This is a genomic window from Polycladomyces abyssicola (assembly GCF_018326425.1).
GTDB lineage: Bacteria > Bacillota > Bacilli > Thermoactinomycetales > JIR-001 > Polycladomyces > Polycladomyces abyssicola.
Genome location: NZ_AP024601.1, coordinates 20,577 through 42,268, shown reverse-complemented (window position 1 = coordinate 42,268; position 21,692 = coordinate 20,577). Strand labels below are relative to the sequence as shown.

Below are 21,692 nucleotides of genomic sequence, written 5' to 3'. Positions count from 1 at the left end.
TGAGGGGAAGCCCTCGACCGATTCGTATCCGTCAGCTCAACGCATTACTGCGCTTACACCTCGGACCGATCTACCTCGTCATCTACAAGGGGTCTTACTCCCACGAGGGGATGGGAAATCTCATCTTGAGGGGGGCTTCGCGCTTAGATGCTTTCAGCGCTTATCCCGTCCGCACTTGGCTACCCAGCGATGCATCTGGCGACACAACTGGTACACCAGCGGTGCGTCCATCCCGGTCCTCTCGTACTAAGGACAGCTCCTCTCAGATTTCCTACGCCCGCGGCAGATAGGGACCGAACTGTCTCACGACGTTCTGAACCCAGCTCGCGTACCGCTTTAATGGGCGAACAGCCCAACCCTTGGGACCGACTTCAGCCCCAGGATGCGATGAGCCGACATCGAGGTGCCAAACCTCCCCGTCGATGTGGACTCTTGGGGGAGATTAGCCTGTTATCCCCGGGGTAGCTTTTATCCGTTGAGCGATGGCCCTTCCACTCGGAACCACCGGATCACTAAGCCCGACTTTCGTCCCTGCTCGACTTGTAGGTCTCGCAGTCAAGCTCCCTTCTGCCTTTACACTCTTAGGCGCGATTTCCAACCGCGCTGAGGGAACCTTTGGGCGCCTCCGTTACCTTTTAGGAGGCGACCGCCCCAGTCAAACTGCCCACCTGACACGGTCCTCCAGCCGGATCACGGCTGCGAGTTAGAACCCCGGTACAGCCAGAGTGGTATCCCACCGGCGCCTCCACCGAAGCTGGCGCTCCGGCTTCTCAGGCTCCCACCTATCCTGTACAAGCTGTACCTAGATTCAATATCAGGCTGCAGTAAAGCTCCACGGGGTCTTTCCGTCTTGCCGCGGGTAACCTGCATCTTCACAGGTACTACGATTTCACCGGGTCTCTCGTTGAGACAGCGCCCAAGTCGTTACGCCTTTCGTGCGGGTCGGAACTTACCCGACAAGGAATTTCGCTACCTTAGGACCGTTATAGTTACGGCCGCCGTTTACTGGGGCTTCGGTTCAGAGCTTCGCCTTTCGGCTAACCCTTCCCCTTAACCTTCCAGCACCGGGCAGGCGTCAGCCCCTATACTTCGCCTTACGGCTTAGCAGAGACCTGTGTTTTTGCTAAACAGTCGCTTGGGCCTCTTCACTGCGACCTCCTCGGGCTGTTAACCCTACCGAGGCACCCCTTCTCCCGAAGTTACGGGGTCATTTTGCCGAGTTCCTTAACGAGAGTTATCCCGCGCGCCTGAGGATTCTCTCCTCGCCTACCTGTGTCGGTTTGCGGTACGGGCACCTCACTCCTCGCTAGAGGCTTTTCTTGGCAGTGTGGGATCAGGGACTTCGGTACTTCAATTTCCCTCGCCATCACGGCTCAGCCTTATGACCGGACGGATTTGCCTATCCGATCAGCCTTACCGCTTGGACGCGCACTTCCAATCGCGCGATCCCCTACCCTCCTGCGTCCCCCCTTCGCTCAAACGGAGTGGAGGTGGTACAGGAATATCAACCTGTTGTCCATCGCCTACGCCTTTCGGCCTCGGCTTAGGTCCCGACTTACCCTGAGCGGACGAGCCTTCCTCAGGAAACCTTAGGCTTACGGCGGAGGGGATTCTCACCCCTCTTTTCGTTACTCACACCGGCATTCTCACTTCCCAGCGCTCCACCATGCCTTCCGGCACAGCTTCGACGCCCTGGGAACGCTCCCCTACCGCGTATCTTCCGATACACCCACAGCTTCGGTGGTCCGTTTAGCCCCGTTACATTTTCGGCGCAGGGTCACTTGACCAGTGAGCTATTACGCACTCTTTAAATGATGGCTGCTTCTAAGCCAACATCCTGGTTGTCTCGGCAACCCCACATCCTTTTCCACTTAACGGACACTTGGGGACCTTAGCTGGTGGTCTGGGCTGTTTCCCTCTTGACCACGGATCTTAGCACTCGTAGTCTGACTCCCGGAGTAAAGTAAACGGCATTCGGAGTTTGACTGAGTTCGGTAACCCGGGAAGGGCCCCTAGCCCAATCAGTGCTCTACCTCCGTCACTCATCCTCCGAGGCTAGCCCTAAAGCTATTTCGGGGAGAACCAGCTATCTCCGAGTTCGATTGGCATTTCACCCCTACCCACACCTCATCCCCTGGTTTTTCAACACCAGTGGGTTCGGGCCTCCATTGAGTGTTACCTCAACTTCACCCTGGACATGGGTAGATCACCCGGTTTCGGGTCGACGACCACGTACTCATTCGCCCTGTTCAGACTCGCTTTCGCTACGGCTCCGGCTTCTCGCCTTAACCTCGCACGTGACCGTCACTCGCCGGTTCATTCTACAAAAGGCACGCCGTCACGCCCCAAGGACGCTCCGACTGCTTGTAGGCACACGGTTTCAGGTTCTCTTTCACTCCCCTCCCGGGGTGCTTTTCACCTTTCCCTCACGGTACTGGTTCGCTATCGGTCGCCAGGGAGTATTTAGCCTTGGGAGGTGGTCCTCCCTGCTTCCCACGGGATTTCACGTGTCCCGCGGTACTCGGGGTCCGTCTCGGAGAGGCGAAGGTTTCGACTACAGGGCTGTTACCTCCTATGGCGGACCGTTCCAGGTCACTTCGTCTACCCTCGCCTTTTATCACTCCATGCGAGACGCCCCACAACCCCGCCGGGCAAAACCCGACGGTTTGGGCTGTTCCCCTTTCGCTCGCCGCTACTCAGGGAATCGCTGTTGCTTTCTTCTCCTCGGGGTACTAAGATGTTTCAGTTCCCCCGGTGTGCCCCCGTCCACCCTATGTGTTCAGGTGGCGGTACCAGCCCTCGTCGGACTGGTGGGTTGCCCCATTCGGGAATCCTCGGATCAACGCTCGCTTACAGCTCCCCGAGGCATATCGGTGTTCGCCCCGCCCTTCATCGGCTCCTGGCGCCAAGGCATCCACCGTGCGCCCTTACTAGCTTCTCCTCAGGACTCGCTACCTGTGAATGCTTGACTCTCCCGTATCCAATTTTCAAGGTGCAACATGAGGGGCATTCCCTCAAAACTGAGGAGTGGATTCCAGACTCGCCAGCACAAACACCGTTTAGTCGTTTCGCTTAAAAGCTCCGTAGAAAGGAGGTGATCCATCCCCACCTTCCGGTAGGGATACCTTGTTACGACTTCACCCCAATCATCTGCCCCACCTTCGGCGGCTGGCTCCCTTACGGGTTACCTCACCGACTTCGGGTGTTGCAGACTCTCGTGGTGTGACGGGCGGTGTGTACAAGGCCCGGGAACGTATTCACCGCGGCATGCTGATCCGCGATTACTAGCGATTCCGGCTTCACGCAGGCGAGTTGCAGCCTGCGATCCGAACTGAGACCAGCTTTTTGGGATTGGCTCCCCCTCGCGGGTTCGCTGCCCTTTGTACTGGCCATTGTAGCACGTGTGTAGCCCAGGACATAAGGGGCATGATGATTTGACGTCATCCCCACCTTCCTCCGGCTTTCACCGGCTGTCTCGCTAGAGTGCCCACCCGAAGTGCTGGCAACTAGCGATAGGGGTTGCGCTCGTTGCGGGACTGAACCCAACATCTCACGACACGAGCTGACGACAACCATGCACCACCTGTCACCGCTGCCCCGAAGGGAAGGTGCATCTCTGCACCGGTCAGCGGGATGTCAAGCCCTGGTAAGGTTCTTCGCGTTGCTTCGAATTAAACCACATGCTCCACCGCTTGTGCGGGCCCCCGTCAATTCCTTTGAGTTTCAGCCTTGCGGCCGTACTCCCCAGGCGGAGTGCTTATTGGGTTACCTTCGGCACAGAGGGCATGACGCCCCCAACACCTAGCACTCATCGTTTACGGCGTGGACTACCAGGGTATCTAATCCTGTTTGCTCCCCACGCTTTCGCGCCTCAGCGTCAGTTACAGGCCAGAGAGCCGCCTTCGCCACTGGTGTTCCTCCCGATCTCTACGCATTCCACCGCTACACCGGGAATTCCGCTCCCCTCTCCTGCACTCAAGCCTGCCAGTTTCGGATGCACCCCCACGGTTGAGCCGTGGTCTTTCACACCCGACTTAACAGGCCGCCTGCGCGCGCTTTACGCCCAGTAATTCCGGATAACGCTCGCCCCCTACGTATTACCGCGGCTGCTGGCACGTAGTTAGCCGGGGCTTTCTCCTCCGGTACCGTCACTCGAAAGAGCTATTCGCCCTTCCGCCGTTCTTCCCGGAGAACAGAGCTTTACAACCCGAAGGCCGTCTTCGCTCACGCGGCGTTGCTCCGTCAGGCTTTCGCCCATTGCGGAAAATTCCCTACTGCTGCCTCCCGTAGGAGTCTGGGCCGTGTCTCAGTCCCAGTGTGGCCGGTCACCCTCTCAGGTCGGCTACGCATCGTCGCCTTGGTGAGCCGTTACCTCACCAACTAGCTAATGCGCCGCGGGCCCATCCGCAAGTGACAGCCGAAGCCGCCTTTCCACCCCAGCCCATGCGGGCTAAGGTCCTATCCGGTATTAGCTCCGGTTTCCCGGAGTTATCCCGGTCTTGCGGGCAGGTTGCCCACGTGTTACTCACCCGTTCGCCGCTGGATCCACCAACGTCACCCCGAAGGGATCTGTCAGCTTCACCCGCTCGACTTGCATGTATTAGGCACGCCGCCAGCGTTCATCCTGAGCCAGGATCAAACTCTCCTAAAAATATCACTCAAGAAGAACTGACGAGTCCTTCCTCCACTCTTCAGTTTTCAAGGAACGCCGCTCGATCGCTTCTCGCAATCTCGCTTTCATCCTCCCGCGCTCTCGCGCGGCGACAAGATCAATCTTATCACTTTCACTCGATCTTGTCAACACTTTTTTTCGAGGTTTTTTTGTTTGCCTTCCGGACATCCTGTCCGTATCGGCGACAGCAATTAATATATCACGGTCGACATGTTTCGTCAACACTTTTTTTGATGATCATGATCCCATCTTTATCCACCCAATAAAAAGCCCTTAACGATCACCAAATACAACAATCCAGGTAAACCGAGCACACCGGTGATAAAGGCAGTCATCGGATTGATGGGAATGCGGAAATGCATCCATTCACCCACCAGGTTGAACAGAAACAACACAACCGCCCCTACCGCCGTATACAACACCCCGTACCAGATCCACTTGAGCGGTCGCCAAGCGGACCGGCTGAGCAACATAAAAAGGATCATGCCGCCAGCACCCGCCATTATCCACCATTTGATTCCCATGTTCATCCCTCCCCTTGGTACAAGCATATGAAGGAGGACTTGGGAATAGAACGATGGGCGGGGCGACACACGATCCTGGTTTGATGTAATCGGACACCGCCACTTTTATCGATGTAACAATTCCATGATCACCGATGAAGTGTTGTTGATCATGTGAAACAAAATGGGCGCCCACAGGCTTCGGAAGACAGCCTTCAGAGATCCGAGAATGAGACCCAACACCAATAACGGCGCCAGCAAAGCGACATCCACATGAAACAGCGCAAACAACACGGACGATAACAAAACACTCACCCATACACCGAGGCGACGCCGCAATACCTCCTGCAAAACCCCCCGAAACAACATCTCTTCGGCAATGGGTCCGATCATACCCAACATCACGATCTGTCCGGCCAATGCACCCCATCCGGATGTTCCAGCCTGGCGAATGCCTTGGGAGATACTTTCCTCCCGCCACGAATCCAGTTCCAACGAGAAATAGCGAGCGACGGGATGAGTCACCCATTGATCGATCCATTGGAAAAAGACGACCACATACAGCAAACTGATGACAATCACCATCCATCCGTAGGAATTCGGACGGCGAAATCCCAACAGATGCAAGCGATGGCGATACAAGATCAATCCCAGACCCAAAATGATGAGATGCGGCAAATACGGGTACAATAAACTCACACTACCTCCTACTCCCGGAAACAATTCAAAGGGAAGGGAAAGCAGGAGCGACAAGCATTGTACCCAAGCCAAAAAGTAGATCAGATCCCGCCAGGTGATATCTGCATGTGAACGTTCGTAGGCGAACCGATTGACGATGCCAGCAATCAGAAAAACACCGGTTCCCACCACTGTCCACAATGCCCATAGACCATAGGCCAATGCCAGCGACAGGCTCAAGTGATCTCCTTCGACGATTCGCCATGTTCCCGCCGATGTTTTTTCCCAGTCCAAAGAAGCATATTCCATCGGTATCATCGTGAGAAAGCTGAGAAACAGCATCCAGGCGGATATCAACTGCACCTTGGCCGAAGGCTTTTGCGAACGAGGCCCGATGGGGGGAGGAGTGGAAATCATCGGTGTCTGCATGGAAACGCTCCTTCACACAAATGCTTTATAGCTCCCGGCGACCTTCCAGCGCCTTCGTCAATGTCACTTCGTCCGCATATTCCAAATCCCCGCCTACGGGCAATCCATGAGCAATCCGGGTCACGCGCAGCCCGAACGGCTTGACCAATTTGGCCAAATACATCGCGGTTGCTTCCCCTTCAATATTGGGGTTGGTGGCCAAGATCAACTCCTGTACTGTTTCATCTTCCAACCGCTTTAACAGTTCCGGGATCTTCAACTCATCCGGACCGATCCCTTCCATGGGTGATATGGCTCCATGCAAAACATGGTACAGCCCGTTGTACTCCCGTGTCCGTTCCATCGCCATCACGTCACGGGGGTCCTGCACGACACAAATCGTCGAACGGTCACGATGCTTGTCACTGCAAATGGAACATACTTCCCGGTCGCTGATGTTATTGCAAACGGCGCAAAAGCGCAGATCACGTTTGGCACGAACGAGTGCCTTGGCCAGATCCAGTACATCTTCCTCTTCCATTTTCAATACAAAAAAGGCCAGGCGTTGGGCCGTCTTCGGTCCAATGCCCGGCAGCCTCATAAAACCTTCGATCAACTTGGAGATGGGTTCAGGTACGTACACTTCCACGCACTCCTGATGCCTTTATTTTATGGATGCAACCATGCCATTAGAACAAACCGGGCAAATTGAGTCCGCCAGTAAATTTACCGAGATCCTGGGCGATCAGTTCATCCGTTTTCTTCAGGGCATCTTGGAAAGCGGCCGTGATGAGATCCTGCAGCATTTCCACATCGTCCGGGTCTACCACTTCCGGAGCGATTTCCACGGAAACCACCTGCTTGTGCCCGTTCATCACTACTTTGACGACACCGCCCCCTGCCGTGCCTTCCACTTCTTTTTTACCCAGTTCTTCCTGCGCTTTTTGCATCTGTTCCTGCATTTTTTTCACTTGTTTCATCATTTGGTTCATGTTCCGCATCATTGTCCATTCCTCCTATCGGCCCAATGGCCTGCAGTTATCCCTTCTATTTTAATCGACCACTTCCACCAAATCCTCACCGAACAACTCGACCGCTTTTTGCATGACATCGTCAGATGGGGAGGCACCCGCATCCTTTCCCTCTTCCGCCGCGGCAGACATTTCGGTCATCGAGTCGGAAAGTGCATCCCAATCCTGACGCATCACCGTGATCAACCGGAACGAGCTGCCCAGCACATCCTGCATCACCTGTTCAATCAACGATTTGTTTGTCTCTTTTTCCGTGGTTTCCCGGTGAATTTTGTTTTTGAACGCTACGACAACAGCGTCTTTTGAAGCCATCACGGGGTCCCCATCCACCAACCATGCATGAACCGTGATTTTCCGCTCTTTTACTTTATACAGAATATCCGGCCACCACTGCTTGACACGCCGGAACGTTTCTGTGTCGGATTGTTGCAACAAACTCTTCCACTGATCTTGTTGAACGGACGCCCCGGCAGAACGTGTCGACGCTTTTTGGGGAGGATCGTGGCGACGAAATCCCGCGGTTTGGGGTGATTGAGTGACAATTTGTCCCTGAATGGCCTGAAGTCGCTCCTCTAACTGACGGATTCGTTCCTCGAGACGACGAACCGTATCAGAGGGGACCGCCTCCTTCTCGTTTAACGCAGAGTTTGACTGCGATGCGTTCACAATAGCCAGCTCCAAGACAATCCTCGGATGCGGTGTCCATTTCATTTGTTGCTGATAAGCGATCAAGCCGTCCATCACCGCAGACAATTGACCGACGGACCATTTTTCCGCCAATTCCGTCCACAGTTGATCATGAATCCGATCCTTCACTTCTGGCAATTGAGGAGCAGTCTTCATCAGCAACAAATCCCGACAGGCATGGATCAGGTCGTGCAACAGACGTTCCGGCTCCAAACCACCCATAATCAGTCGATCTGCCCGTTCCAGCGCTGCACCGGCATCGGCGTTGGCCAAAGCACGCAAAATCCCCGCCAGTTCGTTACGGGAGACAGAACCGGTCACTGCCAATACCGTTTCCTCATCCACTTGCCGGCCTCCGAATGCCAGTACCTGATCCAATAAGCTCAATGCATCCCGCATTCCTCCGTCTGCCGCCAGTGCAATCTGATGCAACGCATTCTCATCTGCTTCCACGGATTGCGCTTCGCAGATATATCGAAGACGATTGACGATCTCCGGCAACGCGATCCGACGAAACGCGAACCGTTGACAACGGGAAACAATGGTCGGTGGCAGTTTATGCGGCTCGGTCGTGGCCAGGATAAAAATCACATGCCCCGGTGGCTCTTCCAGCGTTTTCAGCAAAGCATTGAACGCTTCTGTCGTCAGCATGTGCACTTCGTCGATGATATAGACTTTGTAACGCACTTCGGTCGGGGCGTACTTCACTTTATCCCGCAAATCCCGAATTTCATCGACGCCACGATTGGATGCCGCGTCAATTTCCACTACATCCATTAAAGAGCCTTCGGTGATGCGGCGGCATGTTTGACAATCATTACACGGCTCCGGTGCCGGACCTTTTTCACAGTTGACTGCCTTGGCCATGATTTTGGCAGCACTGGTCTTGCCGGTTCCTCTCGGACCGCTGAACAGATAGGCATGCGAAAAAGATCCTTCTGCCAATGCATTCTGCAATGTTCGAGTGATGTGTTCTTGGCCGACAAGATCCTGAAAGGTTTGCGGCCGCCAAACACGGTACAATGCCCGATACGACAAAACCATCACTCCAGTATTCGTACGGGGAGGTCCCTCTATCATTTATCGACTCCATCATACTACAGTTGGCCCTTTTTTTCCAAAAGGAAAAAGCCGCACGAGCGGCAAACATTCGGTAGGGAGGGTCGCAGGGGGAGCAAACCGGAAAAGCAATTGAACAGTATTTACCAGACATCCTAATCGATATACGGCATCAATACCGTAAAAACGGTTCCCCATTCTTTGGAGGAGACGCGAATCATGCCTCCGATTTCATGAATGATTTTTTGACAAACAGGCAACCCGAGACCGGTTCCGTTTTCTTTGGTCGTAAAAAACGGGTCAAAGATCTTGTCCAGCGCATAGGAGGGGATACCAGGGCCGGTATCCTGGACATCGATAGCCAGTTTTTGTTCCGCTTCCTCCAACCTGATCCGCACGGTCAGCATCCCGCCTTCCCCCATGGCTTCAATCGCGTTTTTGCACAGATTGAGAAACACCTGTTTTAATAGCTCACTATCCGCTACAATCAGGGGGAAAACGGAGCGTTCCGTCACAAAATTAACTTCCATATTATGTAAAATAGCTTCATTTTCAACAATGGGTAGCATTTCGTTCCAAATATCAGTGACTTGAAGCGGGCGGAGTTTGATGTTGCGCGGTTTGCTGAGGAGCAAAAATTCGCTGACCAAACTGTTGATCCGGTTGATTTCACGGAGCATGATCTCCGTATATCCCTGTTCTTTAACATGCCCTTTTTCCTTGAGGGCATACTTGATCACTTGCAAAAAGCCTTTGATCGAAGTCAGCGGATTTCGAATTTCGTGAGCAGTACCTGCGGCAATTTGACCGATTGTCGCCAAACGGTCGTTGCGTTTGATTTGTTCCTCCAACAAACGCAAGCTGGTCATATCTTTCAGTACCATGTACGCTCCCAAGATATGACCTGCCTCGTCCCTCAAAGTATGAGCGTCAACCAGAAGATGTACCTGTTTGTCGCCAATCTTCCATGTCGTCGCAACATTTCGGGTCGTGATGCCGGTCAATGCATTTTCCAGCACATGCTGCTCTTGTGCGGGCAATACATGGGCCATCAACTTATCGAGCGGCTGATGAATCAGTTTGTCCCTTTGAACGCCGAACAAATCGCATGCTGCCCTGTTGATCTCCATCAAAATCCCGTGTTCGTCCACCAGCACGATTCCCAGATGGATATCGGAGATCAAATGATCGGCAAAGCGTTGCAGCAATTGTGGCTCGACCTGCCGGATGATTCGGTTGAAAAACAGGAGATGATATCGACGTTGCCCGTCCCAACCACGGACCATTTGCACATCCGTGGGAAAATAACTTCCATCTTTTGCGATAACACTACCGTGTATCTGTCGATACCAAACACAGGTATCGTTGGCATGGTGAATGAATTCAACCGCTTCATTGGGAATGGCGACAAATTGGGCGAAAGGTTTTCCCTCCACTTCTTCCCTGTCACGCAGGATGGAATGCAAAAACATCGGATTTACCGCGACGACGTATCCGCGGTCATCCACAACCATGACAGCTTGGGGCATCTTCTCCAACCAGGCGACTAACTGCCTCAACTCCATATCGAGATGAAACCCGATGGGCACCCCATGCCACCTCCCCCCTTTGCCGCAGAAATCGCCGTCTATCCAATCCCGAGAAGCGGTATTCTCCGTTTCCATCCGCAACCGTTTCATCCTACAGTTTAATTCTCGTTCTGAGTGCATCTTCCTTCTAATAATGGAATTTTTTTGACGTGTGTTTGCCACACATAAAAAGAAAGCATGGCATCCCACAGGGATACCATGCTTTCCCGCTTATGTATACCGCGCACCCGCCTTCGACCTTTCCGCCCGGGCGGCTCCTGGGCAACCGACTCAGATCAGGCACCCCTGCGGCACACGAGAGGTCTTCCTTAGTGCTGCTTCCGTCAGGACCTGACACGGTTCGGAAGTTCTCGTTGCGCAGGACCCAATCCTCAACATCGATTACCCAGACCTGGCCCCACACGGAGAAGGCCTCAGGACGGGAATTCGACCCCGCTAATGCGGATTGCGGGTTACAGGGCACCGCAAGTTCCCCGTCTAGCGCGGTTCTTATATGGTAACACATTTTGTCCTCTTTTACAATGAGGGGAAGGATTTGCTACTTGAGAGTGCAAAAAAGCCACCCCAATACGGGGTGACTCTCTCACATCTTGGATCTGGCGGAGAGGGTGGGATTCGAACCCACGGTACCGGGAATACCGGTACAACGGTTTTCGAGACCGCCTCCTTCAACCACTCGGACACCTCTCCACGGGTCGGATTGATGTACTGGACATTACATAATCTTAAGGGTAAACTGCCGAGAAGTCAAGGGGAAATCCATCCAGAGGCTCTCCTTTACCTTTTACGCCGTTCTCTCAGCTCACGGAAAAAATGAGTTAACAACGAACCGCACTGCTCGGCCATGACACCGGAAATGACTTCGGCCTGATGATTGAACCGCTCATCTTCCAGCAGATTCATCAATGTACCCGCACACCCGGCCTTGGGATCGGCGGCACCGTATACTACCTTGCCGATTCTGGATTGTACAATCGCACCTGCACACATGGGACATGGTTCCAGTGTCACATACAAGGAACAACCGATCAACCGCCATCCGCCCAGTCGTTCCGCTGCTTGACGAATGGCGATCATCTCCGCATGCAGCGTAGGATCTTTGGCTGTCTCACGCAAATTATGTCCGCGGCCGATAATTTCTCCGTTTCTAACGATCACCGCCCCGATCGGTACCTCCCCGATCTTCCGGGCTTTCTCTGCTTCCTCGATGGCAACTTGCATCCATTTTTCATGCTCCACATTCATGAGGTTTCTGCTCCTGTTGCTTTAATTTTGGTCACAGTCAACACAACGTCCGTAAATTTCAAAACGATGACCGGTGATGTGGAAATCCTCGGGTTGACCCAAAATAGCGTTCATGGGACAAATCTCCAATTTCCGTGTCCGACCGCATTCGGTACAGATCAAATGGTGATGGTGGGTATCGCCTTCGCAACGGAAGCGATACCGCCGCTCGCCATCCCAATCCGTCCCTTCCAAAATACCCAGATCCTCGAACAGAGAAAGGTTGCGGTACACCGTGTCGAAACTTAAGCCCGGGTAAGTTTTCTGCATGTGGTCCAACACTTCTTTAGCGGACAGATAGCGATTCTCTTCTGCGAACAGCTGCACCATCATTTCCCGTTTTCCTGTGAATTTATACCCGTTTGCCTTCAATTTCTCCAGTGCATGTCGATAATCCATCCCGATCCGCTCCCATTCCCATTGTTGGAAAAAGGTTCATTCAGCCTCTTGTTCCCGTTTCATCCAACGGTACCGGCTGATCTGTTGGAGCCGTTTCAACAGGATCGTCAGCAACAGCCAACCAACGGCGATCAGCACGATCGTGCCACCAGGGGCCAAATCGAAGTAAAAAGAACAGATCAATCCACTGATCACGGATGTTTCCGCAAATAGTACGGAGAGCATAACCGTTTGCCGAAAACTTTGCGCCAATTGCAAGCTAGCAGCCACAGGTAAGGTCATCAGCGCAGAGACCAGCAAGATGCCCACGACACGAACCGATGCCGTGATCACCAGTGCGACCAACAGGATAAAAACCAAGTTGATTCCGCGACGGGGGATACCGGAAAGATACGCGCTCTCCTCATCAAACGAGAGAGCAAACAGTTCCTTATACAAAAGCGCGATCGTCAATGCAACGATGATCCCGACGACCACGACCCACTTCACATCGTTATCGTTTACGGCGATGATCGAACCGAACAAATATCCCATCACATTCACATTAAACCCTTCTCCGGCACTGATCAGTACCACGCCGAGCCCGATCCCGCCGGAAAGAATAATGGGAATCGCCAACTCCTGGTACGAACGATACAAACGACGCAACTGCTCGACGAACAATGCACCCGCCACAGAAAAAGCGGTCCCCATATAGAGCGGGTTGAATGATTGAAGCCAAGAGATTTCCCTCTGCAAAAGCAAGCCGGCAGCAACCCCCGACAGTGTCACGTGCGACAATGCATCAGCAATCAACGACAACCGGCGGACTACCAAAAACACGCCGACCAATGGTGAGATCAGCCCTACAATCACCCCGGCCAGCAATGCATGCCGCATAAACTCATATTGCCACATCACTTCCATCATTTACGCACTACCAGGGCGTTCTCCTTTGATTTTACCACTTATATCAGACACGCCCTAATACGCGCTTCCCCCTCCCGCACCATTCTCATGTACTGACGAACAGGGACATCTCATCTTTTGCCTCGTGCTGATGGTCAATCATCTGCACTTCGTGGCCGTAAGCGGCTGTGAGAATCTCTTTTTGCTTCCGGGTAAATTCCTCCGGGTCGCCATGGAAGAAAATCCGTTTGTTCAAACAGGCAATTCGATCCACATAGGTGGTGACCGCACCGATGTCGTGCGTGACCAACAGCAACGTCAATCCCTTTTCCCGGTGCAAATGTGTCAGCAACCGGTAAAATCGGTCTACTGATTCGGCATCGACCCCAACGGTCGGCTCATCCAATATCAGCAGGTCAGGATCACTCACCAACGCGCGTGCAATAAATGCACGTTGTTGTTGTCCCCCGGAAAGGCGACCGATGTTGCGGTGAGCCCAATCGCTCAATCCCACCTGCTCGATCGCTTCATACACTTTTTGTTTTTCCTTTCTTCCCATCCACCGGAACAAACCCATTTTCCCGTATAATCCGGCGGCCACCACTTCGAAAACGGTCGCCGGAAACCCTAAATTGAAGCTATTGGCTTTCTGGGATACATACCCGATCTTGTCGCGATCACGAAACCGTCTGATATCCTGTCCCATCAGTTGAATGTCGCCCGCTTGCGGTTTGAGCCAACCGAGTGCCAATTTGATCAGCGTTGATTTTCCGGAGCCGTTTGGTCCGACCAAGGCCAGAAATTCCCCCTGGTGCAGTGTGAGACTCACATTGTCCAACACTTTTTCATTTTGATACGAAAAATGAACCCGTTCCATCCGAATCATTTCCGTCATGGTTGGATCCCCCACGCTTGGGCCAGGTTCTTCCGGTTTTTCTCCATAATCGTGAAGTAGTTCTCCCCGCGTTTGATCTCCTCCGGCGTCAAGCCTTCCAGCGGATTGAGCGTCAAAGCCTTCGCCCCGATTTCCCTTTTCAGCGTTTCCGCCGTTTTGGGATTAACCAGTGTTTCAAAAAAGATCACACGTACCTTTTCCCGTTTGGCCGTTTCAATCAACGCTTGCAATTCCTTGGCACTGGGCTCATCAGTCGGAGACAGACCGGCGATGGCGATTTGTTTCAACCCGTAGCGATCCGCCAAATATCCGAAGGCTGCATGGGAAACCAGAAATGTCTTGACGGGAGTGCGTTTCGCCAGATCGGCAAATGCCCGGTCCAGCTCATTCAAACGTTGTTGCAACTTCACGTAATTGGCTTCATACTCCGCTTTGTGACGCGGATCGGCTTGAATCAATCCGTCCCGGATGTTGCGTGCCTGGATCATGGCACGCTGCGGATCGAGCCAAACATGCGGATCCACACCGCCGTGCCCGTGCTCATGTTCCCCATGCTCCTCATGTTCCGCCTTGGCATCCAGCAACGGAACTCCTTTGGTCGCGTTCACCTGCACCGTCCGACTCGGATCAAGCGTCTGTTTCGCCTGCTCGGACCATGCTTCCAATCCCGCACCATTGTAAATGAACACATCCGCTTGGCTCAACCGAGCCATATCCCGAGTCGACAACTCGAATTCATGCGGTTCCGTCCCAGGCGGAACCAATGCATGGACGTCGACCCGCTTTCCCCCGATTTGTTCCGCAAAATAAGCGAGCGGATAAATGCTGGTATATACTGCGATCTTGCCGTTCGCACGATCGGCCGCCTCCGGCTTGGCACATCCCGCCAACGCCGTCAAACTGCAAAGCAGAACGGCCAACAAACCGAAACCGATCTTTTTCACTTTGGATACCCACCTTTACCGTCTTTGTAATAATCCTAGTCATGGATGATTATATGTCACTCACCACCATTTGTAAAACGTAAAAATTACGATTTATGAACAGGATGCGCAAAAAAAAAATGCGGTTCCAAAGGACCGCGTGATTGTCGAGAAAGCCTGAGATCTCCGATTTCCCGGCTCCGTTCTGTATCAAGCCGTCTAGGGCTCAATAGGAAATAATGAACTGGAAAGCTCTCGGCCAGTTTTTGTTTCACGAGAAACAGGTTTTTCTATCCTAATCAATACAGAATTTACCTAAACCGTCACACCAGCTTCCCCTCGTTTTGTCCGTCGCAGGCGGAATCCCTGCCATACGCGGTACAATTCCACGATCAGCAAAGCAACTGCCATAAACCCGACCAAAATCCAGGCGTCACGTTCCAACACACTAACATCCCCGGTAGTAACGGCGGCACGCAATCCATCCACAGAATAGGTCATCGGCAAGTAGGGATGAATGTGACGGAAAAAGGCCGGCAACAATTCAACGGGATAGGTGCCTCCACTGGAAGTCAATTGCAGCATCAACAGCAAAATGGACAGGAAACGGCCCACGTTGTTCAACAACAGTACCAACATTTGATTCAACGCGATAAACGCAAACGACATAAGGATCGCAAACGCGTAAACTCCCACAGGATGTTGCGGGGAAATGCCCAATCCCCTCGTAAGCGCCGTTGTGGCCACGACCGCTTGCAATACACCGATCAGTCCCCCCGCAACCCAGGAGATGCGTTGTTGTTTCTCCCACGGGGACCGATAAAGATCCAGAATCGTAAACAGAATCAAGCCGCCCACCCACAAGGAAAGCGACAGGAAATACGGAGTTAAAGCAGTCGCATAGTTGGGCACCGGGTTCAATCGGTCTTCCTTTATATCGACCGGATCAGCCATCATCTTGGCTTTGGCATCCGCTCCCCGCAGCTGATTGCGAGCTTGATCCGTACCCTCAACCAATCCATGAGCCAATTGGATTTGACCATCAGTGATACGGGTCAATCCGTCACTCAAGCGATCGGTACCATCATCCAATTGGGCCAGCGCACCCGATAGTTGTTTCTGACCGGCAATCCATTGACTGAGTCCGTCTCGCCATTGACTGATGCCGGACGTCAGGTTAGCCATTCCTTGCTGAAGTTCACGCAATTTGCCGGCAAGTTGCGACGATCCGGATACCAATTGCGCCGCACCCGCTTGTTGTTGAACGATCCCGTCGCGCAGTTGTTCGGTTCCCTGAACCACCCGATCCTGTCCGTCAGTCAAACGGTTCAATCCGTCGTTTAATTGCGTCACTCCCTGATGCAGTTGATCAGCTCCATCGGACAGCCGTTGTCCACCGTCACGCATTCCCGTCAAAATGACCGCCAGTTTGATGCCGTCGGGGTCCGCTTTAAGCCAGGGATAGCGTTTGAGCAGTTGTTGGTAGGTCACTTGGGCCTGTTCCGCCCCTTCAGCCACTTTTTCACTTCCCTCGGCTACTTGTGCGGAGCCCGGCAACAACCGGTCGTTCACTTTACGAGAGGCTTCCTGCAAACCATCCTTCACTTGCCGCGCGCCCTCGTTCAGTTGGGCGGCTCCCTTTGCTCCCCGCTGAATCCCCTGAGATAATTGATGAATTCCGCTATTCAGCCGTTCTGCTCCGGCAGCTAATTGACCTGCTCCATCGCCAGCTTGGGCAGCGCCCTGTGCCAATGCTTGGGCACCGTTGTCCAGCTGGTCACCGCCTTGTTTCAATCGCTGGGCTCCCTGTTCCAACCGTTTGACACCCGAATGGATCTTGCGCCCGGCAGATGCTGCCTGACTGGTGGAGTCGGCCAATGTTCCGGCTCCATCAGCAGCTTTGGACAAATCTTGGGTGGAGCGCTTCATTTTATCCAACATACCCCGAGCGTACATCTCAGTCAACTGTCGCTGGATTTCTCCTTCCATGGCCAAAAAAGCCTTACGGCCGATTTGGGAGGAAATGAAATTTTTCCCTTCATCCACATAAAACTCTAATTCCCCTTTCAACGGAGCGGCACTGTTCACACTTACCGCCCTGCGGGAAAAATCCCGTGGAATGACAACACCGAAATAATAGCGGTCTTCCCGAAATCCTTTCTCCATTTCTTTGCGCGAAACAAAATCCCAATCCAATTTCTTTTCCTTTTTCAACTCCTTGACCAGATCATCACCGGCACGGACTGCCTTCCCATCCGCCACCGCTCCCTGATCCTCATTCACCACGGCGACAGGGAGGCGGTCCACCTGTGCATAAGGATCATAAAATGCCCACAGATAAATAAAACTGTAAACAACAGGGACCAAGATGATTCCCAACAGCCCCAACCGCAAGCCCGGTTTTTCCCACATGTTCATCAGACCGTACGTTTGGGGCCATCTCCATGCTTTTCTTCGCAATCGGCTCATCCTCCCCATCACACTATATACTGACTGGTCAGTACAAATGACATTATACTCTATCTATCCAAATTTGCAACCTGAAAAACACCGTCAAACTCAAGCGGTGATCCCGTTAAACAACAGATGTTCCAATGTGTCGATGATTTTGGGGATTTCCGCCTCCATTTGTTCCGATTGATCCTGACAACGATAAATCGTGTGCAAAACCGCTACACCGACAGCACCAAAAATGGAAGCGGCCGTTTCATTTGGATGGGTCAAGTGAAATATTCCCTGCTCCGTTCCCCTGCGCAATACCTGTTCGATGAGATCAATGTATTGACGGATGCGACTTCGAAACGCCTGTTGCCGTTCCTTGGACCCCCACACTTCCGTCAATAGGAGCTTGGTGAACGTCCCGTGTCCGATCAAAAAACGCACCTGAGCCGCCAACATGCGGCGAAGCTGTTCCCGGGGAGGTTCGGCCTGTTCCATCTCTGTGCGTGCGTGATCCAGCATTTTTTCTAAACCTTCGTTCATCAAAGCGACAAAAAGCTCTTCCTTGCTTTTGAAATGATAGTAAATCGTCCCTTTGGCGATGCCCGCCTTCATGGCGATATCATCCACTTTGGCCCGTTCAAAACCATATTCAGCAAAAACTTCGACAGCTGCATCGAAGATCAGATCGATCGTTTCATGACGCATACTTGGATAAACCTCCACATATTACGGATATGTCCTATTTTATATCAGGAATAAAGGTTCTGCACTAGTCGCGGGCAAAGTACGCTTCGATTAGCGGGTATTGCCCGCGATTCAATCCCTGCGCTTTCCGGATCTTCGCTCAGCAAGGGCTTAGGTCAAGTCGCTCACCCGGAAAACATTTCCTCCTTACGAGACACGCCTTGTTAGGAAGCGTCTGATTTCATGGATGGAGAGCATCTGTTCGATTGAACTGTCAAATAAAAATGATACAATATGGATTGATTTTTTATTTATAACCTTCTGATACTAGTGAAGGAGAGAACATCTTATGGCCCAAAGTGTACCTGAGAAGCTCCCTTCAAACGCCACCGCAGGTGAACGACTGTTGTTCCAAGTGTTGCGCCACTTTTTACCCGACGATTATATTGTCTATTATGAACCGGACATTCAAGGCATGCGCCCGGACTTTGTCGTGATTGGGCCGGATTTGGGGCTGGTCGTGCTGGAAGTCAAAGATTACACCAAAAATGCATTGCACCGGCTGAATCCGGACCAATGGTTCATCCAGACAGCTGATGGTTTGACCGTACAAAAAAGTCCGCTGAAACAAGCGCGAGATTATGCTTTTCGGATCGCCAAACTGTTGGAACGGGATAAAAGTTTGATTCAACTCGAGGGGAAATACAAGTATCGTCTGAAATTTCCTTACGGTTACGGTGTTGTGATGACCCGTCTCACCCAACTGGATCTGGATCGGCATGCCCTCACGGATGTATTGAATCCCAAACTGTGCCTGACACGGGATGACATCGACCCACAGAGCGAATCTTTCTCCCCTGCCAATCTGTTGGATAAAATCAAAAACATGTTCGTTGCGCCGTTCCGACATGTTCCACTCAGTCAAAGGGACATCCGGACCATCCGTTATCATCTGTTCCCTGAAGTGCGGATCAGTGCGGAATATAAACCTGTCCGCCCGTTACCTGGTTCCCAGTATGCACTGGTGGAACTGGATGATGTAAAAGTGATGGATATCCAGCAGGAGAACCTGGCCAAACAAATTGGTGACAAACATCGGTTGATTCGCGGCGTGGCGGGAAGTGGAAAAACACTGATTCTGGCCAGCCGGGCCAAGATTTTGGCTGAGTCCCACCCGGATTGGCGCATTCTCGTTTTGTGTTACAATATCGCTTTGGCTCGCTATATTGATCAGATGATCCAGCACAAATTGCGGGAAAATATCGGCGAATCCAGCGAAATGTCAACGGTAAACCCGCCCCCGACCCATGGTCGAATTACGGTCCGTCATTTTCACCGGTGGCTGAAGGAGGAGCTCGGGATTCACGAGGATCAAATCCCTGACGTTCTCACACGCCTGGAAAAAGGGGAAGGGCATTTTCCACAATATGATGCGGTGTTAATCGATGAGGGTCAGGATTTTTCCAGTGAATGGTTGAAACTTTTGGTGAAACTGCTCAATCCGGAAACGATGTCCCTTTTGATCGTTGAGGATGGTGCCCAGACCGTCTATTCCCGCCGGCGAAACTTTGCACAAGATATTGGTTTGAGCTTCCGGGGACGTTCCCGTGTATTAAAGACCAACTACCGCAACACCGCACCGATTATCCAGATGGCATGGGACTTTTATCAAACCCATGGGTTGGATGACCACGATCAGGAGGACGATATGGAGGTGATCCCTCCTGAAAGCTCTCAACGCCCCGGCAATCCACCCGTCATCCACAAAGCCTCGTCCATGTCGGAAGAATTGGCATGGGTGGCAGAACAGATTGAACGGTTGCATTACGAAAAACGGGTACCTTATGAGGAAATCGCCGTTTTATATCGCTACAACAATCGATCATACCCAATTGTACGGCTCCTTCAGCAATACCTGAAACAAAGGGGAATTCCGTATTACTGGATATCAGAAAGCCAAGACACCAAAATGAATTTCAACAAAGATGAAGCAGCTGTCAAGATCTGCACGATACACAGCAGTAAGGGGCTGGACTTCAAGGCAGCTTTCGTGGTGGGCGTAGACAGCATGCCATTTCACCATCAAGAAGTCAAGCCGGCCCAAGAAGCTTCCTTGCTGTACATAGGAATGACGAGGGCCCGTGACTATTTGTTTGTATCCTACTCCGGAGAATCGACCTTCACCCCGTATTTTGACCGGTTATTGCAACGGGAGGCGGTAAGGGCCTAGAACGCAAAAACAGCCCCGAACTTGCATCGGGGCTGTCTGTCGTTAAAAGACCATAACGAAAAGTTAGGGACGGTTAAAAGCTGTCTCTTGTCGCTTCTCAAAAAAGGCGCCCCCGGCTTAGATATTGCTACTATTATTCTTCTCGTCTAATTCCTCTTTGCTTCCGTTTTATTACTGCTGCTTGATCGCATCCACAATGATCGATACGAATCTTAGATTGCCGTCCCTGTTGCGGTAGTCAAAACGTAGCGAACGGTATATTTTCCCATCCCCTGGATCCCAGTGGCGGTAATGAAACTGTCCGTTTTCGTCGCAGTATTCCAGTAGCTTCGTCTCAAAACCGGCCTCTTCAAACATCTGTGTTAAAGTGCGGTAATTGTAGACGATCTTGTGGCTGGCGGCGGGGTGATCTTTCGGTCCCGGTCCTCCCACTTGTACAATTCGCTGATATTCGGGATCTGGGAAAAAACCGTCCGGTACGGCACAACGAATATAACCACCCGGCTTCAAAAACTCGAAGCAAATGCGTGCCGCCCGTACTCCCTCTTCATAAGTGAGATGCTCCCACACATGTTCGGCCAAGATGGCGGTGAGGCTTCCTGAATGAAAACGTCGGATCCAATCTTCCCGCTTCAGGAGATTGAGCTCCTCTTCCTGAGTGTGGATCCACCCAGGATTGTTGATGAAACTACCGGCTCCCACCACGACGCGGATCTCTTTATCATTCGGCATAGAAAACCCCCTGTATATGATTGAATATTTCTACGTTATTTATTTTATCGTCTTAAACAAGCACAAAAAAGAAGGGACGGCGTTAAACCGTCCCATTTCTCCAAAAGATAAAAATAACTCTTTAAGCTTGCAATATTTCGCCGCCCAGCCGCCCATTCGATCCTTGTATTAACGCGGCTTTAACGAATTGGCGCGCCCGAGAGGACTCGAACCTCCGACACGCGGTTTAGGAAACCGCTGCTCTATCCTGCTGAGCTACGGGCGCATAAGGTCGAGCCTTATTCTACCACATTGGAAATTTTCCTGCAACCAGTGTATGTGTGGAAAGGAGTTACTTTTTCTTTTTTCGGTTGGACCGTTTTTGCCGACGCCCCCATAGTTCCCTTAATTCCAACACCAAACGGAACAACGCAATGATGGCGGCCATTAGTTGAATCCAACGTTCCATGGCCATCCCCCTTCACGAGGGTAATTTGTACACCTATTATAGAACATATGTTCGCATAGTGAAAGGGTTTCGACAAAAACGGTCAAGAATTTTTTGTCCTCATGTAAAACAGCAGAAAGGAAAGCTTTCCTCTCATTTGA

Annotated in this window: 15 protein-coding genes, 2 tRNA genes, 2 rRNA genes and 1 other RNA gene; 1 reads left to right on the top strand and 19 read right to left on the bottom strand. The window is 52.2% G+C overall.

The window, feature by feature from the left end; all coding sequences use genetic code 11:
* Nucleotide 1: 1 nt before the first annotated feature.
* The 17 genes from KI215_RS00185 to KI215_RS00105 all read right to left on the bottom strand — a co-directional run bounded on the left by KI215_RS00185 (nt 2) and on the right by KI215_RS00105 (nt 18,163).
* A 23S ribosomal RNA gene (locus KI215_RS00185) occupies nt 2-2,941 on the bottom strand.
* Nucleotides 2,942-3,087: 146 nt separating this feature from the next.
* A 16S ribosomal RNA gene (locus KI215_RS00180) occupies nt 3,088-4,651 on the bottom strand.
* The 16S and 23S rRNA genes sit together here, the layout of an rRNA operon.
* Before the next feature lie 272 nt (nt 4,652-4,923).
* Nucleotides 4,924-5,196, bottom strand: a complete 273-nt coding sequence (locus tag KI215_RS00175; RefSeq protein WP_212773659.1) for a pro-sigmaK processing inhibitor BofA family protein — start codon at nt 5,194-5,196, stop codon at nt 4,924-4,926.
* A gap of 105 nt (nt 5,197-5,301) precedes the next feature.
* On the bottom strand, nt 5,302-6,282 hold the full coding sequence (locus tag KI215_RS00170) for a CPBP family intramembrane glutamic endopeptidase (RefSeq protein WP_212773658.1): 981 nt from the start codon (nt 6,280-6,282) through the stop codon (nt 5,302-5,304).
* Between the two features lie 25 nt (nt 6,283-6,307).
* Nucleotides 6,308-6,904 carry a recombination mediator RecR gene (gene recR, locus KI215_RS00165; RefSeq protein WP_212773657.1) on the bottom strand — a complete coding sequence of 199 codons (597 nt, stop codon included), beginning with the start codon at nt 6,902-6,904 and terminating at the stop codon, nt 6,308-6,310.
* 46 nt (nt 6,905-6,950) lie between these two features.
* Nucleotides 6,951-7,262 carry a YbaB/EbfC family nucleoid-associated protein gene (locus KI215_RS00160; protein WP_212774992.1) on the bottom strand — a complete coding sequence of 104 codons (312 nt, stop codon included), beginning with the start codon at nt 7,260-7,262 and terminating at the stop codon, nt 6,951-6,953.
* Nucleotides 7,263-7,313: 51 nt separating this feature from the next.
* Nucleotides 7,314-9,023, bottom strand: a complete 1,710-nt coding sequence (gene dnaX, locus KI215_RS00155) for a DNA polymerase III subunit gamma/tau (RefSeq protein ID WP_246512148.1) — start codon at nt 9,021-9,023, stop codon at nt 7,314-7,316.
* Between the two features lie 170 nt (nt 9,024-9,193).
* Complete coding sequence (locus KI215_RS00150; protein ID WP_212773655.1) at nt 9,194-10,627, bottom strand: PAS domain-containing sensor histidine kinase; 1,434 nt, start codon at nt 10,625-10,627, stop codon at nt 9,194-9,196.
* 219 nt (nt 10,628-10,846) lie between these two features.
* Nucleotides 10,847-11,113: signal recognition particle sRNA large type (gene ffs / locus KI215_RS00145), an RNA gene on the bottom strand.
* A 111-nt stretch (nt 11,114-11,224) separates the two neighbouring features.
* Nucleotides 11,225-11,317: transfer RNA gene (locus KI215_RS00140), tRNA-Ser, on the bottom strand.
* Between the two features lie 87 nt (nt 11,318-11,404).
* The gene (gene tadA, locus KI215_RS00135; RefSeq protein WP_212773654.1) at nt 11,405-11,872 is read right to left on the bottom strand and encodes a tRNA adenosine(34) deaminase TadA; all 468 of its coding nucleotides are present in this window, start codon (nt 11,870-11,872) and stop codon (nt 11,405-11,407) included.
* Between the two features lie 21 nt (nt 11,873-11,893).
* The gene (locus tag KI215_RS00130) at nt 11,894-12,310 is read right to left on the bottom strand and encodes a Fur family transcriptional regulator (protein ID WP_212773653.1); all 417 of its coding nucleotides are present in this window, start codon (nt 12,308-12,310) and stop codon (nt 11,894-11,896) included.
* A 36-nt stretch (nt 12,311-12,346) separates the two neighbouring features.
* Nucleotides 12,347-13,219 carry a metal ABC transporter permease gene (locus tag KI215_RS00125; protein ID WP_212773652.1) on the bottom strand — a complete coding sequence of 291 codons (873 nt, stop codon included), beginning with the start codon at nt 13,217-13,219 and terminating at the stop codon, nt 12,347-12,349.
* Between the two features lie 85 nt (nt 13,220-13,304).
* The gene (locus KI215_RS00120) at nt 13,305-14,093 is read right to left on the bottom strand and encodes a metal ABC transporter ATP-binding protein (protein ID WP_212773651.1); all 789 of its coding nucleotides are present in this window, start codon (nt 14,091-14,093) and stop codon (nt 13,305-13,307) included.
* Nucleotides 14,090-15,037 (bottom strand): metal ABC transporter substrate-binding protein, encoded by a 948-nt coding sequence (locus KI215_RS00115; RefSeq protein ID WP_212773650.1) that lies wholly within the window; start codon nt 15,035-15,037, stop codon nt 14,090-14,092. The genes KI215_RS00120 and KI215_RS00115 overlap by 4 nt, the downstream gene beginning before the upstream one ends.
* Nucleotides 15,038-15,331: 294 nt before the next feature.
* On the bottom strand, nt 15,332-17,476 hold the full coding sequence (locus KI215_RS00110; RefSeq protein ID WP_212773649.1) for a YhgE/Pip domain-containing protein: 2,145 nt from the start codon (nt 17,474-17,476) through the stop codon (nt 15,332-15,334).
* 99 nt (nt 17,477-17,575) lie between these two features.
* Nucleotides 17,576-18,163 (bottom strand): TetR/AcrR family transcriptional regulator, encoded by a 588-nt coding sequence (locus tag KI215_RS00105; protein ID WP_212773648.1) that lies wholly within the window; start codon nt 18,161-18,163, stop codon nt 17,576-17,578.
* A 328-nt stretch (nt 18,164-18,491) separates the two neighbouring features.
* On the opposite strand from KI215_RS00105, the gene KI215_RS00100 reads away from it, so the two are divergent.
* A complete protein-coding gene (locus KI215_RS00100; RefSeq protein ID WP_212773647.1) occupies nt 18,492-20,372 on the top strand; it encodes a 3'-5' exonuclease in 1,881 nt (626 codons plus the stop codon).
* Between the two features lie 171 nt (nt 20,373-20,543).
* Here KI215_RS00100 and KI215_RS00095 read toward each other — a convergent pair whose 3' ends face one another.
* Both KI215_RS00095 and KI215_RS00090 read right to left on the bottom strand, forming a co-directional pair.
* Nucleotides 20,544-21,104, bottom strand: coding sequence for a class I SAM-dependent methyltransferase (locus tag KI215_RS00095; protein WP_212773646.1), 561 nt, complete (start codon nt 21,102-21,104; stop codon nt 20,544-20,546).
* 188 nt (nt 21,105-21,292) lie between these two features.
* Nucleotides 21,293-21,369 (bottom strand) — tRNA-Arg (locus KI215_RS00090).
* Nucleotides 21,370-21,692: the final 323 nt, after the last annotated feature.

Excerpts from the sequence above, each read along its gene's own strand:
- KI215_RS00125 (WP_212773652.1), bottom strand. The coding sequence starts at position 13,219 with ATGATGGAAGTGATGTGGCAATATGAGTTTATGCGGCATGCATTGCTG.
- tadA (WP_212773654.1), bottom strand. The coding sequence starts at position 11,872 with ATGAATGTGGAGCATGAAAAATGGATGCAAGTTGCCATCGAGGAAGCA.
- KI215_RS00105 (WP_212773648.1), bottom strand. The coding sequence starts at position 18,163 with ATGCGTCATGAAACGATCGATCTGATCTTCGATGCAGCTGTCGAAGTT.
- dnaX (WP_246512148.1), bottom strand. The coding sequence starts at position 9,023 with ATGGTTTTGTCGTATCGGGCATTGTACCGTGTTTGGCGGCCGCAAACC.
- KI215_RS00130 (WP_212773653.1), bottom strand. The coding sequence starts at position 12,310 with ATGGATTATCGACATGCACTGGAGAAATTGAAGGCAAACGGGTATAAA.
- KI215_RS00160 (WP_212774992.1), bottom strand. The coding sequence starts at position 7,262 with ATGCGGAACATGAACCAAATGATGAAACAAGTGAAAAAAATGCAGGAA.
- KI215_RS00100 (WP_212773647.1), top strand. The coding sequence starts at position 18,492 with ATGGCCCAAAGTGTACCTGAGAAGCTCCCTTCAAACGCCACCGCAGGT.
- KI215_RS00120 (WP_212773651.1), bottom strand. The coding sequence starts at position 14,093 with ATGACGGAAATGATTCGGATGGAACGGGTTCATTTTTCGTATCAAAAT.
- KI215_RS00095 (WP_212773646.1), bottom strand. The coding sequence starts at position 21,104 with ATGCCGAATGATAAAGAGATCCGCGTCGTGGTGGGAGCCGGTAGTTTC.
- KI215_RS00175 (WP_212773659.1), bottom strand. The coding sequence starts at position 5,196 with ATGGGAATCAAATGGTGGATAATGGCGGGTGCTGGCGGCATGATCCTT.
- KI215_RS00170 (WP_212773658.1), bottom strand. The coding sequence starts at position 6,282 with ATGCAGACACCGATGATTTCCACTCCTCCCCCCATCGGGCCTCGTTCG.